The organism is Mucilaginibacter sp. P4_A11 (genome assembly GCF_056402535.1).
The window spans coordinates 350200-365592 of sequence record NZ_JBFUHE010000004.1 but is presented as its reverse complement, the minus strand read 5'-3'; the positions used below and the strand labels follow the sequence as shown (position 1 = coordinate 365592).

The window sequence follows — 15393 nt, the reverse complement described above, 5'->3', positions numbered from 1 at the left end:
TGTTTTAACGTTTCGGCAAAGTTCCCTGAACTTTGTAGTCGTTGCGGCCCATCAACTTTACATGCTGTGTTTTTTGGATCAGGTAAAGCGAATCTGGAAAATAGCTCAGTTTCTCGTTGGTTTCGTACAGCAGATTTTTGGTGTGGTTATAGATCAGGACCCACTCCACTTTTTCGCCCACTTTTTTAATAATGATGCGACGGGTTTTAAGCTCCGGTGTACGTGCCCTGTATACAATAGCACTATCGCTGGTGCTGATTGTGTAGCTGTTTTTCCATGCCGGGCGGTTAATGTCCGACTGGATAAATAAATTGAGCTCCTGGCTCCAGTTGTCAATATGCACCACTTTTGTTTCGGTAACACCATTGTGGGTAACCGTTTTGGTTACAGCGGGGTTTAACTTCGTAAGCCTTGCCGAATCGGCCCTGAAAAATTCTTTCAGGTCAAAATAAACCAGCTTTGCACCGCTTTGCCTGTTATCAGGCCGGCACGAATATAAAGTTGTTATAAATAATAAAAAGCCGCCCAACAGGGCGGCTTTGCTTATGTTTTTTGGATTACACCAATACATTACCAGTCATTTCGGGAGGGATGGCGACACCTAATATGTTTAATATTGTTGGCGCCACATCGCCCAGTTTTCCGTCTTTTACTTCTTTAACATCCTTATCAATCACAATACATGGTACCAGGTTGGTAGTATGTGCTGTATTGGGCGATCCGTCTTCGTTGACCATGTAATCGGCATTACCATGATCTGCAAGGATAATGAACGAATAGCCGTTGGCCAAACCTGCTTCTACAACAGCTTTGGTGCAACTGTCCGCAGTTTCGGCTGCTTTAACTACTGCGCTGAAAACACCGGTATGGCCAACCATATCTGTATTGGCAAAGTTAAGGCAAACAAAATCGGGCCAGCCTGTTTCCAACTCCGGGATGATAGCATCACGAATGCCGGCAGCATTCATCTCAGGCTGCAAATCGTAAGTAGCAACCTTTGGCGATGGTGCCAATAACCTTTTTTCGTTGGCAAACTCTTTTTCCCTGCCGCCCGAAAAGAAGAAGGTAACGTGAGGGTATTTCTCAGTTTCTGCAATCCTGATCTGTGATTTACCTGCATTCTGCAGGATTTCGCCCAGGGTTTTGGTCAGATCTTCCTTGTTGAAAACAACCTGTACATTCTTAAACGTTTCATCATATGGTGTCATGGTGATGTAACGGACATTAAGCGGGTGCATGTTATATTCAGGGAACGACTTTTGCGTTAGGGCGATACTGATCTCGCGGCCCCTATCGGTACGGAAGTTAAAGCAGATCACCACATCGCCGTCTTTGATAACTGCCAGCGGTTTTCCTTCGCCATCGACAGCAACTATTGGTTTTACAAACTCATCAGTAACATCCTCAAGGTATGAGTGTTTGATGAGATCGGTAACGTTTTGTGTTGGTGTGCCAAGGCCATTAACCATCAGGTCGTAAGCAAGTTTAACGCGTTCCCAGCGATTATCGCGGTCCATAGCGTAGTAACGCCCTATAGCTGAAGCTATTTTAGCGCCGGTACCGGCAATATGCTCTTCAAGATCGGTAATGAAACCCAAACCCGATTTAGGGTCGGTATCGCGGCCATCTAAAAAAGCATGGATATATACATTGTTAACATCCAGTTGTTTGGCAGCATCGCAAAGGCCTTTTACATGCCTGATGTGCGAGTGTACGCCACCGTCAGATACTAAACCGATGAAGTGTACATCTTTATTATTTTGCTTAGCGTATTCAAAGGCATCTTTCAATACAGGGATAGTTGGCAATTCTTGATCATCAACCGCTTTATGGATGCGGCCAAGTTCCTGGTAAACCACGCGGCCTGCGCCAAGGTTCATGTGCCCCACTTCTGAATTACCCATTTGCCCGGCAGGTAAACCTACCGCTATTCCTGAAGCTTCAAGTTTTGAATTTGGATATTGCTTAAGCAGGCCATCAACAAAAGGAGTATTAGCGGCCAGTATTGCGTTTGATTGATCGTTGCGGCCGTAACCCCAGCCATCAAGTATTATTAATGCGAGTTTCTTTTTGTTTTCCACAATGCAAATATAAAGGCAACGGGGTACTTTATATATAATTTTTTAATTTAGGTTAGCAGCCTGAAATAAAAGTTAAATTACGCTGTTAGTGTTTATTATATAGTTTTATAAAACATAACTTTTTAGTTTGTTAAAAAGCACATAACACTTAGCCGCTCTTTGTAACTTTAGCACCCATTAGTACGTTATTATAGTATGAAATTATTATACCTGTCATCGTTTATTTTTTTGCTGATGCTTCCGCATGTTTCATCTGCCGATGCAATAGATAACGTGGCCAATCTTTTAAAAGTTGGTAATACCAAAGAACTTTCCAAGTTATTTGCTACCAACGTGGAGATAACCATCATGGAGGATGAGAATGTTTATTCACAAACCCAGGCAGCGGTGATATTGGATAAGTTTTTCGCCAAAAATAAGCCTCAGGGCATAAAATTGCTGCATAAAGTAAACTCGGGCGGCAATTACCATTTTGGTGTTTATATTTTAAATACCGATAAAGGCGAATTTCGGGTTGCTATTACTTTAAAGGACGCAGGTAAGGGCACTAATGTTGTTGAACTGAAAATTGAAGATGAGAAGGTGAAGTGATTTAATTTAAAAATTTGAAGATTGGTTAATTTGAAAATGAATATGTTTTAATATTATCAAATTTTCAAATCGGCACATTTTCAAATTCATTTTATCATACATCTTCATCAAACCACTGCATTTAAAAATTGTTGTTACTTTTGACACTCAAAAAGTACACAATTGGATAAGGAACTAATACACCAGTTTATAAATAATGCTTTAAGTGAGGATGTGGGCGATGGCGACCATACCTCTCTTTCTACTATCCCTGCCGATGCTACCGGCAAAGCCAAACTTTTAGTTAAGGATGAAGGTATACTGGCCGGTGTTGAGCTGGCTGCTGAAATATTTCATGTGGTTGATCCCAACCTTAAACTGACTGTGTTTTTACAGGATGGTACTCCCGTTAAATATAAAGACGTAGCTTTTGAGGTTGAAGGCAGCTCCCGCAGTATTTTAACTGCCGAGCGTTTGGTACTGAATTGTATGCAGCGTATGTCGGGAATTGCTACAAAAACCCGGGAGATAGTTGATTTGCTGCAAGGAACAAATACTAAAGTTTTAGATACCCGGAAAACCACTCCCGGCCTTCGTTACCTCGAAAAATGGGCGGTGCGGATAGGCGGTGGTGTAAACCACAGGTTTGGCTTGTATGATATGATCCTGATCAAGGATAACCATGTTGATTATGCAGGGGGGATACGCCAAGCTATTGAAAGCGCCAACCAGTACCTAATCGATACGGGAAAAAAACTGGCCATTGAAATTGAGGTGCGTAACCTTGATGAGCTGGAACAGGTTTTACAAACCGGCAACGTGAACCGCATACTGATAGATAACTTTAATTTCGACAGCCTGCGGCAGGCAGTAGCTATGATCAAGGGGCGTTTCATCACCGAAGCTTCGGGTGGCATCACCATCGACAATATTCGCGAGTATGCCGATTGCGGGGTCGATTATATTTCTGTTGGTGCGCTCACGCATTCGGTTAAAAGCCTTGACCTTAGCCTGAAAGCTATAAAATAGGGTAATTAAAATATCAAATAACACATCATTAAGCAAAGTTTAGTGGTAAAAGCGCTGCGATTAAAACGCTTTTACCGCTTCAATTTTGTAATATTGCAGGAGAATGATAACCGTTTACTCTGTTACAGCGCTTATAATGGCTTATCTGTGCGGCTCAATACCAACGGCTGTTTGGATAGGTATGGCTTTTTACAAAGTGGATGTACGTGAGTACGGAAGCGGTAATGCCGGTGCTACAAATACTTTTCGTGTGCTTGGTAAGCAGGCAGGCATCCCGGTGATGATGCTTGATATATTTAAAGGCTGGGCAGCTACTAACTTCGCTTATTTTATTGGTGCATCAGCTACAGGCGCTATAAATTCAACCGCTTATACCAATTATGAGCTGGCCTTGGGGATAGCTGCTGTTATGGGCCACCTGTTTCCCGTTTTTGCAGGTTTCAGGGGAGGGAAGGGCGTTGCAACTTTATTTGGAATGATTTTGGCTATACATTTTCATGCCGCTTTACTCTGTGTTATTGTATTTATAACGGTGTTACTGATCTCAAAATATGTGTCGCTTAGTTCAATTGCAGCTGCCTTTACTTACCCTATAGGCGTTTCTTTTATCTTTCCGACACCCATACGATCGATAGTGATTTACGGCATGTGCATTTGCGTGCTTGTGCTGGTAACCCACCAAAAAAATATTGAGCGCTTAATAAGGGGCAAAGAATCGAAAGTTAATTTTTTTAAAAAGAAAACAACAACTGCCTGATCACCATGAAAAAGTTTAAACCTGTATTAGTCCTGATAGCTGTCATGGCTATCTTTTCATGTTCAACTGTGCCGCTAACCGGCCGTAAACAATTAAGCCTTGTTGGCGATGCCGAAGTAAACCAGTCGGCCGCGGCAAGCTATAAACAACTGCTTAGCGATCCTAAAACCAAAGTCGTAGCCACCGGCTCTGATGCTCAACGCGTTAAAGTTATTGGTAACAGACTGGCGGCGGCTATTGAAAAATACCTTAAAGAAAATGGCTATGGCGATCAGTACAGCTTTCAATGGGAGTTTAACCTGATCCAGAGCAGCGAAGTTAATGCCTGGTGTATGCCTGGCGGCAAGGTGGCTGTTTACAGCGGGTTGTTGCCTGTTGCTAATACCGATGCCTACCTTGCAGTAGTTATGGGCCACGAAATTGGCCATGCTATTGCGCGTCACTCGGCCGAACGTATTTCACAAGAAATGCTGGTGCAAGGCGGCGGACAGTTAGTAGGTGCGGCCACAAGCCAGCAATCGCAGGCTACGCAAACAGCTATAAGCACTTTGTATGGCGTTGGCTCGCAATTAAAACTATTGGCTTATTCACGCAACCAGGAATCGGAAGCGGACCGTTTAGGTTTAACCTTTATGGCTATGGCCGGGTATGACCCGCATAATGCCATCGCTTTTTGGCAGCGCATGGCCGCCCAAAATAAAGGCGGTGCCCAACCCGAGTTTTTGAGCACGCACCCTGCCGATGCTACCCGTATTGCCAATATCCAGAACCTCATACCCGAGGCTATGAAATATTATAAAAACTAATCATCATTAATGGATCCCGCCCCTTAAAAGGCGGGATTTTTCATTTTATGGCTAAGAGTCAATTTTTAAAAGCGCAATGGAAAAACCTGGTAATGCTCAATTACGAGGTTGATGCTACGATATTAAAACCTTATACACCGGCAGGTACGGTACTTGACCTTTGGGAAGGCAAAGCACTGGTAAGCATGGTTGGTTTTATGTTTCTGGATACACAGGTGCTGGGTGTTAAATGGCCATTTCATGTAAACTTTGAAGAAGTTAACCTGCGGTTTTATGTACGGTACCACAACGGCACCGAATGGAAGCGCGGCGCTGTTTTTATAAGTGAGATTGTACCGAAAAGCATGATCGTGCTTATTGCCAATAATCTTTATAAGGAACATTACCGCGCCCTGCCTATGCGTAGTTCCATTACTGCAAGTGCAGATAATCATACTCAATTTTTATATGAGTGGAAGCTTAACGGCCGGTGGAATAAGCTCGGAGCCACAGCAAGTAATGAGTTAACTGATATCAAACCCGGGAGCCCGGAGGAGTTTATTTTGGAGCATTACTGGGGCTACAACGGTTTAAGCGCCACCAAAACTATGGAATACCAGGTTGAGCATATCTCATGGCAAATCGGTCTGGTACGCGATCATGTTTTTGATGCTGATATAACCGCGCTGTATGGTGAGGCATTTAAACCGTTTTTAGAAAAAGAACCCGTTTCGGCTTTTTATGCGCTTGGGTCGGATATAACAGTGCGGATGGGGGAGAAGATAGTGGTGGGTGAGTAAGGACATGTAAAAAGCTGCTTAATATAAAATCGTCATTGCGAGGAACGAAGCAATCGCGAACTATACAGAGCGGATCTGCTAATTGGGATTGCTTCGTTCCTCGCAATGACGTGGTGACGATTTTATTTTTTATTCGCAATTTATGTTGTTTTAAACTATCGTTTGTCTTCAATCGGTTTACCGGCCTATCACCACCCCGTCAAAAAAAATAATCACTTCATTAATAATCACCGTGTTTGCTATTTTTGCTGCCCACACAATTTTTGATACATGGCAAATTACAGCAACCGCATTGCACATTTAAAAAACGAGATCCAGCCTTTACGCGACCAGCTTATCCATCACGAGCTTTATAAAAATATTACCTCGCTTGATGAGCTTACCGTTTTTATGGAGCACCATGTGTTTGCTGTTTGGGATTTTATGTCGCTGTTAAAAGCTTTGCAGCAAAAGCTCACCTGTACTGTTACGCCATGGATGCCCACAGGTAACGCCAATACCCGCTATCTGATCAATGAAATTGTTGCAGGTGAAGAAAGCGACATCGACGAGCAAGGCAACCGCGCAAGCCATTTTGAGCTTTATCTGCGCGCTATGCAGCAGGCCGGCAGTACTGCCGATGGCATCAACAACCTGTTTAATGAGCTGAACTTCGGTAAGCATATTGATGAGGCGCTTATCATTGCCCATATCCCCGTAGCTGCCCGCAATTTTGTGCAGCATACCTTTGATGTTATCGATACCAATAGAGATTACCTGCAGGCCGCTGTATTCACTTTTGGTCGTGAAGATCTGATCCCTGACATGTTTGTGAGCATAGTAAAAGAGCTAAGCCAGCAATTACCGGGCAAGGTTGATATCCTGTTATACTACCTTGAGCGCCACATTGAAGTTGATGGCGATCACCACTCCCAACTGGCCTATCAAATGACTGCCGAACTTTGTGGCGAGGATGACAGCAAATGGGCTGAAGCTACTACGGCTGTTAAAGAAGCTTTGCGGGCGCGTATCGCGCTTTGGGATGGGATTTTGGAGGCGATTAAAGTATATGAGGTAAGCACTCTTTAAATAAGATCCTATAATAAAATTGTCATTTCGATGGAGCAAGGGAGGCTGAAGCGTCGGGGCGAAAGAGAAATCTTATACGTCCTGTAAAGCAATTGTGCATGGCAATCGGTAAAACACTGAATACCCCTACAGCTTATTCAACTCATCCATCAGCACTTTACTGTACTGGTTAAAATAACGCCTCACTCCAAAACCCATCACGGTTTGTATGCCGCGGGTAGCGTTGGTTAAAAATACCTCATCGGCCTCGTATAAAATGTCGGGATTAATTTGGGCTTCGGTTATCTCGATATTATTTTCCTTTGCCAGCTTAATCACCACATGGCGCATTACGCCCTCAACGCAGCCTTCGCTTAGTGCCGGGGTATATAAATGATTTTGGTAATTGATGAAGATATTGGAGCTGCTGGCCTCGCAGAGGTTACCGCTTTGGTTCAGTAAAAACACATCATCAAGTTTGTTCTGGGTTTTGTACAAGCTGGCCATCACATAGATCAGCGAGTTGCAGGTTTTAATATTTGAAAGATAATTGGATGGTTTGGGCAATTCTGTAAACACATCCATGATCAAACCTTTCTCGTTTAAAAAGTATCGCGGCTCTTCTGACGGGGTTAGCTCCAGGCAGTAACCCATTTTGTTTTGAGTAGGGGTATACAGGCCTTCGGCATCGCGGTAAACGGTTAGGCGCAACCTGCCATGTTTCACTTTGTTCCTGCGGGCGAGCTCGTTAACAATATCGTTCAGAAACCAGGTGTCCATTTGCGAATAGCCATCAATTTTAAGGGCTTTCATGCCCCGTTGAAGGCGGTCGGCATGCAGTTCGGCAAATTTTAGTTTTCCTTTCATTAGCCGCATGCTTTCAAACAGGCCGTCGCCATATTTAAAGCCCCTGTTGCCAATGGAAAGCAATGGGGTATTTTGAGGGAGATATTCGCCGTTAAAATTGATGAATACGGGTATCATGGACAGGTAGATATTATAATTTGATCGTGCTTATTTGGTTATCAGGTATTGTTTCTCTTCTTTATCTAACGTCTATTGCTTCGTATCTGTATCACTGTATTTTCGCCATTTTGTAAGTACGGCCTCAAAATCAGCCGGCAGGGGCGATTCAAAATGCACCTGCTTTTTTAACGTAGGGTGTAAAAAGCCCAGCGTTTGTGCGTGTAAAGCCTGCCGCGGCATCAGCTCAAAACAATTTTCAACAAATTGCTTGTACTTGCTGAACATCGTACCCTTCAAAATTTTATCGCCGCCATAAGTAGCGTCGCTAAACAAAGGGTGACCGATATGCCGCATATGCGCCCTGATCTGGTGGGTACGACCGGTTTCCAGCTGGCACTCAATGAGCGTAACATAACCCATGCGTTCCAATACTTTATAATGCGTTACCGACCATTTACCTTTTTCAGGATCATCATATATCGACATCACCCGCCTGTCGGCCACACTGCGGCCAATGTAGCCGGTTACGGTACCGTCTTCAGGCAGGTCGCCCCAGGCAAGCGCTATATATTTGCGGGTGATGGTGTGATCAAAAAACTGCTTAGCCAACCAGTTCATGGCACGCTCGTTTTTGCTGATCAGTAGCAGCCCTGAAGTATCCTTATCAATACGGTGCACCAGTCCTGGCCGGCCATCATTACCCGGTAAGGTTGGTAATTGCTGAAAATGGTATACCAGCGCATTAACCAGTGTACCGGTGTAATTGTTGTAGCCGGGGTGTACCACCATGCCCGCTTCCTTATCAACTACCAGTACATCATCATCTTCATAAATAATATTGATGGGGATGTTTTCGGGGTATACTTCTGTATCACGGGGCGGGTGCGGTAATACTACCGAAATCACATCAAGCGGCTTTACTTTATAGCTGGCTTTAATGGTTTTATCGTTCACCAACACATTTCCCAGTTCAATAGCATTTTGAATGCGGTTGCGTGAAGCGTTCTCTACGCGGTGCATCAAAAATTTATCAATCCGCAAAAGCGACTGGCCCTTGTCAACCACTACGCGTAAGTGCTCATACAAGTCCTGTTCTTCCTGCTCTATCAGTTCGGGTTCGTGTGCCATTTGAGGCGCAAAAGTAATCGTTTTTTGTGGTAGGTTAAACGTAATATTGCAATAGCATTAACGCCATATTATTTTATGAACATTGATCTTGAAATTTTTAGCCCGGTACAGCAAATCAACAACCCTCGGTTTGATGACTATGGCGTAAAAGTTTTCATCAAGCGCGATGATCTGATCCACCCTATGATATCGGGCAATAAATGGCGTAAACTTAAATATGTACTGAAACAGGTTCAAACTGAAGGGAAAACACACATCGTAACCTTCGGTGGTGCATACTCCAACCATCTGATGGCTACGGCTGCTGCGGCGGCGAAGTTTGGCTTTAAATCTACGGGCATTGTACGCGGCGAAAAGGTTGATAACGACACGTTATTTTTATGCCGGCTGCATGGTATGAAATTGCAGTTTACTGATCGTGACAGCTATCGCGATAAGTCGGCCCTGTTCAACCAATATTTTGGCAATGATGAGCAGGCTTTTTTTATTGACGAAGGTGGGGCATCTGCCGAAGGGGCTAAAGGCTGCAGTGAACTGGTTGACGAGCTAACTGAACCTTATGATCATATTTTTTGCGCCTGCGGCACGGGTACAACCGCAGCTGGTATCATTAACGGATTAAAGAAGCATCAGCTTAAAACAAGATTCAACGCGGTGCCAGTATTTAAAAATGGTGGTTTTATTAAGGAGGAGATAGATCGTTTTTTAACGGCCTCGTTGGATTATGATGTACATACAGATTACCACTTTGGCGGCTATGGCAAAGCCAATGATGAGCTTATCAACTTTATTAAGCAATTTGTAGCTGCAACAGGCATATTGATCGAGCCTGTTTATACCGGCAAAATGATGTATGCCTTATATGACCTAATAGCCAAAGGGCACTTTGAACCCGGCAGCAAGATTCTGGTAATACATAGCGGGGGCATTTGGGGCTTATTGGGGATGAAGGAAAAATTTAATCAGCACTAATTGCACGAATGGGTTCTAATTTTCGCAAATCAGAATAATTCGTGTAATTCGTTCTAATTGTTAGGCGTCATACAAATTGTTCGTGTTTATTGGGATCTCAAAGTAAAAAGTTGATCCTTCGCCATAGATACTTTCAACCCATAGCCTGCCCTGGTGACGGGTAACTACTTCCTGGCAAATATAAAGGCCTATCCCTAACCCCGACATGTGGGATGCCAAATTTTCGACCCGGTAAAAGCGCGAAAAAACGCGCTCCAGTTGATCCGGCTGGATTCCGATGCCAAAATCCTGTACTGATACTTTTAATTTATTATCGATGATCTCTGCCTCGATGATCACTTTATCCGCCTTGGGCGAATACTTAATTGCATTTGTTACCAGGTTAATGATCACCTGTTCAATACGCTGACTATCGGCATGAATAATTAATTCCCGGGGAGGCAAGTTTAAAATGAGTTGATGAGAGGGGTCAGTTTGCTGCAAAATCTCTCTTGATTCGGTGATGAGCCTGATCACATCAAAATCGGCATAAGTAAAAGGCAGTTTGCCAGTGTGGATTTTTGTAACATCAAGCAGATCTGATATCAGCGTGGTTAATTTGCCTACCTGTTCCAATGCCCTGCCGGCCAGTGCCTTGTTTTTATCCTCGGGAGATAAATTGCGGGTAATGATCTGCAGGTATCCTTTCAGGCTGGTAACCGGTGTCTTTAACTCGTGACTTGCAAGCCCTATAAACTCGTCCTTTTTTTCATTAAGCTGTTTAATATCCTCGTATAGTTTGGCATTGTCAAGCGCTACTGCTGCCTGAGCGGCAACAGCCAAAACAAGTTGCTCATGCTCTTTAGTAAACCTGGCCGGCTGTTCGTGCCCAAAAAACAAGCCGCCAATTACCTCGCCCGATTTGGCCCTTACCGGCACCGCCAGGTAACTTACCACCGGCAAATGTCCTTTAGGCATGCCAAAATGTGGCGCGTTTTTTCCGTACCGAGGGTCTTTGGTAATATCGTCAACCCGCACTGTTCCCTCGCCGCTGAAAGTGGGATGAAAAACTGCTGTGTTACGCGGCATGCCGAATTTTTCAAATGCCTCACGCGGCGCACCCGAAAGGGTGAACAGCATGTATGATTCGCCCTGCTCATTAACCTGGTTGTGAAAAAAAGCGCCAAACTGCGCACCGCATAACTGGGTGGTTGAGTCTGTAACTTTTTGCAGGATACCTTGAATATCCAGCTCGGCCGAAATAACCTGGCCTATTGAGTTTAAGATCTCCAGCCGTTCGGCATATTGCTGTAATCTTTCTTCAGATTTTTTTTGCCTGCCTATGTCACGTATTATTTTTGAAGCCCCAATTACCTTGTTGTTGCTGTTTCTGATGGGCGAGATAGTGAGCGAGATTTGTATTTCCTCACCGCTTTTCGTTTTACGGATGGTTTCAAAATGTTCTATCCGCTCGTTGGCCCGTATTTTACTAATTATCAATTCTTCTTCCTGGTAGCGGTCTTCCGGTATTAGAATCGTGATGTGTTTGCCAATGATCTCATCTTCAGTATAACCAAATAGGCGTTGGGCTGAGTTATTCCAACTGGTAATGATACCATCCAGCGTTTTACTCACAATGGCGTCTTCAGATGATTCAATGATAGACGCCAGCATGCCCTGCTTTGATTCGGCATTTTTTTGTTCGGTGATATCTATCAGTGTATTGGCTGCACCGGTTAGCTCACCCTTTTCATCAAAAAGAGGTTTAGGATTTGATAATATGTAACTGGTAGTTCCATTGGGGCGTTTAATAAATATCTCCTGCTGTTTTATAGCTTTACCGTATTTTAATACCCTGCCTGTTGGGGTTTCTTCAGATTTTAAGGGGAGGCCATCTATATTAAATATCTCCCAGTTTACGTACCATTTATCTTTATTAACTTCAGGTGTTTTACCCCAAAGCTTTACAGCCGCTTTATTAAAGGAAATTATAAAACCGTCTTTATCGCAGGTGTAAACCGCGACAGGCAGGTCTTCAAGTAAATCCCAGGTGGCCAGATCTCTAAAAGTTACTTTCGTGGCTGGTTTCGGTTGGCTGGCAGGTAATGGTTCTTCTCCCATGTGTTTATAGATACCCCTCAAGGCGCATATGCTACGAATTTACTATTAAAATATGCATCCAATATCAGATTAATTAAAAAGAAAATATCTGTCGAGATCGGGCGACGCAATTTAGGCAGATATGGTATTAACATTAGTTATGATCGGGCGGTAAAAGTAGTTTTCGCTTGTCTTTTTCTATAAATGTTTTCATAAAAACAGGTGTACCGGTTTGGAGTTTGGTACAAAAAGTAACTTTAAACAATTTAAAGTTACTTTTTTGTCAATCGGTTCAAAAACCGCTTAAATTTTGATTTTAGGCGGGTTTTGCTAAATTTGTAATAAACCAAATTAATATGTACAACCTACTTGTTTCTCCGCAGGATGTACAGGCTTCGCTTCAGAAGCATGTACTGGCTGATGGCTTCGACCTCACTTTTGATATGGAAAAAAGTAAGGGTGTTTATATTTACGATGCAAAATATAACCGTACACTGCTTGACTTTTTTACCTGTTTCGCTTCTGTGCCTTTAGGGTATAACCACCCCAAAATGCTGAATGATGAAGAGTTTAAAAAAAACCTGATGCTTGCGGCTTTAACCAATCCGTCAAACTCGGATATATACACTACGCAATACGCCCAATTTGTTGAAACATTTGACAGGATAGGGATTCCCGAATACCTGCCGCATGCTTTTTTCATTGCCGGTGGTGCCTTGGCTATTGAAAACGCGCTGAAGGTAGCAATGGACTGGAAGGTGCAGAAAAACTTTGCCAAAGGTTACACCAAAGAAAAAGGTTTTAAAGTATTGCACTTTGAACATGCTTTTCACGGTCGCTCGGGTTATACATTGAGCCTTACTAATACGCTGCCTAATAAAACCAAATGGTTTGCCAAGTTTGACTGGCCACGGGTATCTGTGCCTTATATGAATTTCCCTTACAGCGATGCTAATCATGAAGATTTGCTAAAAAGAGAACAATTATCAGTAGCGCAGATCAGGAAAGCATTTGAAGATAATAAGGATGATATATGTGCCATAATAATTGAGCCCGTACAGTCAGAAGGCGGCGATAACCATGTGCGTAAGGAGTTTTTAGAAAAACTGCGTGAACTTGCTGACGAGTACGAAGCATTGCTGGTATATGACGAGGTACAAACTGGCGTTGGTTTAACAGGCAAATTCTGGTGCCATGAACATTTTGGTGAAAAGGCCCGCCCTGATATTCTGGCCTTTGGCAAAAAGATGCAGGTTTGCGGTATTTTGGCCGGCAGGCGCATTGATGAGGTGGAGGATAATGTGTTTAAGGTGTCATCGCGCATAAACTCAACCTGGGGCGGCAGTTTGGTTGACATGGTGCGCTCGTCAAAAATAATGGAGATCATTGAGGAGGACAGCCTTTGTGATAATGCAGCAGCAATGGGTGAGTACCTGCAAAACGGCTTAAGTGAAATTGCTGAACGGCACCCCGTTGTGAGTAATGTACGTGGAAAAGGGCTGCTCACAGCTTTTGATTTTCCGGACAAAGCGATCAGAGATAGTTTTATTAAAAAAGGTTTTGATAATAATATTATGTACCTTGGCTGTGGCGAAAGGAGTGTGCGTTTCCGCCCCGCGCTGATCATCGAAAAAAGCCATATTGATATTGGTTTGGAGATGCTTGAACAGCTCTCAGTAGCTTTTTAACAAAGAAGCAACGAAAATCAATCCCGGCTATAGCTAAATCCGGTCATGAAACGGATGGAATTAACTAATATTTAATAAGGTAAAACGGCATCTATTATTTGTAAAAAACAAAAGATATTAATATACGCTACTTTTTTTCCAAAATACGCTATATTTTTTGTTATTATTCCAATTAGATTTGTTGCAACCCTATTAAAGTAACGTAGTTCTATTCAATCATCATGAGCAAACACATAGAGAAATTAAAGAAACAACTGGTTGAAGTAGCCGAGGTTGTAAACTCATTCAAATCTGAAGCCGTGCAGGTTCGAATAATCGACCGTTTACTGGAAGTAATGATCGAATCGGAGAAGGTGGATGCCGAAGGGGTTGAATTGTTTGGTAAAAAAGCAAGGAAATTACGTATTGAGGAGGAAGGTGGTGCTATTGCGGGCCGTAAAAAACCCGGTGCTACCAAAATACTTAATCAACTGTTGAATACAGATTTCTTTGATACTCAGCGATCTATTTCGTCAATTGCCAATTACTGTAAAGATCAGTATGACTCTGATTTTAAAACGTCTGAGCTTTCAGGCATCCTCTTGAAATTGGCTAATGAAAATAAGCTGAGAAGAGAGAGAAGCAATGAAAATAATCGCTTTGAATATATTAGAGCCTAAGTATCATTATACTTACTTAAATAAAAAGGAGCCTGATTTTCAGGCTCCTTTTTATTTAAAGTAAATTTAACTATATATAATTATAGGTTAATTAATATTATCTTAGATTAAATAAATTATCTACGCCTAAAATTTTTCTACTGGTAAAGCCTTCAGCATATTTTGCCTGGATACTTTTACCAAACTCGCGTGCGCGGCCTGTAACTATCTCAATAAAATCGGGTGTTGAAATATAGGTTTGTGGTTCACCTTCCCAGCTTGGGTTATAAAACTGTGATCCGTAGGCATAAATACTCTCTATCTTTTTATCCCAATGTTCGGTTACATCAATTAATATATCGGGAGTAATATAATTATCCTGTATAAAATGAAGTACCATATCCGGCCGCCACGCTTCCTGTGGTGCGCCATCAATATCAAAGGTTTCTATTTTGCGCAAACCCGCTAAAAACGCCGAGGCCTCAACAAGCTCATTAGCCCGGCCATGATCAGGGTGGCGGTCATGATAAGCATTAGTTATTACAATTGAAGGGCGAAATTTGCGGATAGCCTCAATAACTTTTACCTGATGTTCGCGGGTATTTTCAAAAAAGGCGTCGGGCAGGCCAAGGTTTTCACGTACTGCTAAACCTAATATGTCGGCAGCGGCAGCGGCTTCCTGTTTACGGATCTCGGCAGAACCACGGGTACCCAGTTCGCCGCGGGTAAGGTCAACAATACCAACTTTATAGCCAAGGGCAATATGTTTTAAAATTGTACCTGCACAACCTAATTCAGCATCATCAGGGTGTACCGATAAAATTAATATATCTAATTTAAGCATGCGCAAAAG

General features: G+C 42.9%; 15 protein-coding genes. 9 read left to right on the top strand and 6 right to left on the bottom strand.

What is annotated here, in order from left to right:
• Positions 1-4: 4 nt before the first annotated feature.
• Positions 5-571 (bottom strand): hypothetical protein, encoded by a 567-nt coding sequence (locus tag AC1DUD_RS10780; protein ID WP_477374459.1) that lies wholly within the window; start codon positions 569-571, stop codon positions 5-7.
• On the bottom strand, positions 558-2081 hold the full coding sequence (gpmI, locus tag AC1DUD_RS10775; protein WP_477374457.1) for a 2,3-bisphosphoglycerate-independent phosphoglycerate mutase: 1524 nt from the start codon (positions 2079-2081) through the stop codon (positions 558-560). The genes AC1DUD_RS10780 and gpmI overlap by 14 nt, the downstream gene beginning before the upstream one ends.
• A 195-nt stretch (positions 2082-2276) precedes the next feature.
• Between gpmI and AC1DUD_RS10770 the strand changes: the two genes are divergently transcribed.
• The 6 genes from AC1DUD_RS10770 (at position 2277) to AC1DUD_RS10745 (ending at position 7090) form a co-directional block, all read left to right on the top strand.
• Positions 2277-2672, top strand: a complete 396-nt coding sequence (locus AC1DUD_RS10770) for a DUF4783 domain-containing protein (protein WP_477374455.1) — start codon at positions 2277-2279, stop codon at positions 2670-2672.
• A 162-nt stretch (positions 2673-2834) separates the two neighbouring features.
• On the top strand, positions 2835-3680 hold the full coding sequence (gene nadC, locus AC1DUD_RS10765; protein WP_477374453.1) for a carboxylating nicotinate-nucleotide diphosphorylase: 846 nt from the start codon (positions 2835-2837) through the stop codon (positions 3678-3680).
• 103 nt (positions 3681-3783) lie between these two features.
• Positions 3784-4437, top strand: coding sequence for a glycerol-3-phosphate 1-O-acyltransferase PlsY (plsY, locus tag AC1DUD_RS10760; RefSeq protein ID WP_477374451.1), 654 nt, complete (start codon positions 3784-3786; stop codon positions 4435-4437).
• Between the two features lie 5 nt (positions 4438-4442).
• Positions 4443-5243 carry a M48 family metallopeptidase gene (locus AC1DUD_RS10755; RefSeq protein ID WP_477374449.1) on the top strand — a complete coding sequence of 267 codons (801 nt, stop codon included), beginning with the start codon at positions 4443-4445 and terminating at the stop codon, positions 5241-5243.
• A 47-nt stretch (positions 5244-5290) separates the two neighbouring features.
• Positions 5291-6022 (top strand): YqjF family protein, encoded by a 732-nt coding sequence (locus tag AC1DUD_RS10750; RefSeq protein WP_477374447.1) that lies wholly within the window; start codon positions 5291-5293, stop codon positions 6020-6022.
• 270 nt (positions 6023-6292) lie between these two features.
• On the top strand, positions 6293-7090 hold the full coding sequence (locus AC1DUD_RS10745; protein WP_477374445.1) for a DUF3050 domain-containing protein: 798 nt from the start codon (positions 6293-6295) through the stop codon (positions 7088-7090).
• A 126-nt stretch (positions 7091-7216) separates the two neighbouring features.
• Here AC1DUD_RS10745 and AC1DUD_RS10740 read toward each other — a convergent pair whose 3' ends face one another.
• Both AC1DUD_RS10740 and AC1DUD_RS10735 read right to left on the bottom strand, forming a co-directional pair.
• The gene (locus AC1DUD_RS10740; protein WP_477374443.1) at positions 7217-8053 is read right to left on the bottom strand and encodes an aminotransferase class IV; all 837 of its coding nucleotides are present in this window, start codon (positions 8051-8053) and stop codon (positions 7217-7219) included.
• 72 nt (positions 8054-8125) lie between these two features.
• Positions 8126-9163: an RluA family pseudouridine synthase gene (locus AC1DUD_RS10735; RefSeq protein WP_477374441.1), complete on the bottom strand. Its 1038-nt coding sequence runs from the start codon at positions 9161-9163 to the stop codon at positions 8126-8128.
• Between the two features lie 75 nt (positions 9164-9238).
• On the opposite strand from AC1DUD_RS10735, the gene AC1DUD_RS10730 reads away from it, so the two are divergent.
• Entirely contained in the window at positions 9239-10135 is an 897-nt protein-coding gene (locus AC1DUD_RS10730; RefSeq protein WP_477374439.1) for a 1-aminocyclopropane-1-carboxylate deaminase/D-cysteine desulfhydrase, read from the top strand.
• A gap of 60 nt (positions 10136-10195) precedes the next feature.
• Here the strand turns inward: AC1DUD_RS10730 and AC1DUD_RS10725 are convergent, their stop codons facing one another.
• A complete protein-coding gene (locus AC1DUD_RS10725; RefSeq protein WP_477374437.1) occupies positions 10196-12235 on the bottom strand; it encodes a sensor histidine kinase in 2040 nt (679 codons plus the stop codon).
• Between the two features lie 335 nt (positions 12236-12570).
• Here AC1DUD_RS10725 and lat point away from each other — a divergent pair, with 335 nt between their 5' ends.
• Both lat and AC1DUD_RS10715 read left to right on the top strand, forming a co-directional pair.
• Positions 12571-13902, top strand: coding sequence for an L-lysine 6-transaminase (gene lat, locus AC1DUD_RS10720; protein WP_477374435.1), 1332 nt, complete (start codon positions 12571-12573; stop codon positions 13900-13902).
• Between the two features lie 221 nt (positions 13903-14123).
• Positions 14124-14561 (top strand): hypothetical protein, encoded by a 438-nt coding sequence (locus tag AC1DUD_RS10715; RefSeq protein WP_477374433.1) that lies wholly within the window; start codon positions 14124-14126, stop codon positions 14559-14561.
• A gap of 97 nt (positions 14562-14658) precedes the next feature.
• On the opposite strand, the gene bshB1 is transcribed toward AC1DUD_RS10715, so the two are convergent.
• On the bottom strand, positions 14659-15384 hold the full coding sequence (gene bshB1, locus AC1DUD_RS10710; protein WP_477374431.1) for a bacillithiol biosynthesis deacetylase BshB1: 726 nt from the start codon (positions 15382-15384) through the stop codon (positions 14659-14661).
• Positions 15385-15393 lie beyond the last annotated feature (9 nt).

Coding starts and splice junctions, on each gene's coding strand:
- AC1DUD_RS10780 (WP_477374459.1), bottom strand. CDS start 571: ATGTATTGGTGTAATCCAAAAAACATAAGCAAAGCCGCCCTGTTGGGC.
- AC1DUD_RS10770 (WP_477374455.1), top strand. CDS start 2,277: ATGAAATTATTATACCTGTCATCGTTTATTTTTTTGCTGATGCTTCCG.
- plsY (WP_477374451.1), top strand. CDS start 3,784: ATGATAACCGTTTACTCTGTTACAGCGCTTATAATGGCTTATCTGTGC.
- AC1DUD_RS10755 (WP_477374449.1), top strand. CDS start 4,443: ATGAAAAAGTTTAAACCTGTATTAGTCCTGATAGCTGTCATGGCTATC.
- AC1DUD_RS10750 (WP_477374447.1), top strand. CDS start 5,291: ATGGCTAAGAGTCAATTTTTAAAAGCGCAATGGAAAAACCTGGTAATG.
- AC1DUD_RS10745 (WP_477374445.1), top strand. CDS start 6,293: ATGGCAAATTACAGCAACCGCATTGCACATTTAAAAAACGAGATCCAG.
- AC1DUD_RS10740 (WP_477374443.1), bottom strand. CDS start 8,053: ATGATACCCGTATTCATCAATTTTAACGGCGAATATCTCCCTCAAAAT.
- AC1DUD_RS10735 (WP_477374441.1), bottom strand. CDS start 9,163: ATGGCACACGAACCCGAACTGATAGAGCAGGAAGAACAGGACTTGTAT.
- AC1DUD_RS10730 (WP_477374439.1), top strand. CDS start 9,239: ATGAACATTGATCTTGAAATTTTTAGCCCGGTACAGCAAATCAACAAC.
- AC1DUD_RS10725 (WP_477374437.1), bottom strand. CDS start 12,235: ATGGGAGAAGAACCATTACCTGCCAGCCAACCGAAACCAGCCACGAAA.
- lat (WP_477374435.1), top strand. CDS start 12,571: ATGTACAACCTACTTGTTTCTCCGCAGGATGTACAGGCTTCGCTTCAG.
- AC1DUD_RS10715 (WP_477374433.1), top strand. CDS start 14,124: ATGAGCAAACACATAGAGAAATTAAAGAAACAACTGGTTGAAGTAGCC.
- bshB1 (WP_477374431.1), bottom strand. CDS start 15,384: ATGCTTAAATTAGATATATTAATTTTATCGGTACACCCTGATGATGCT.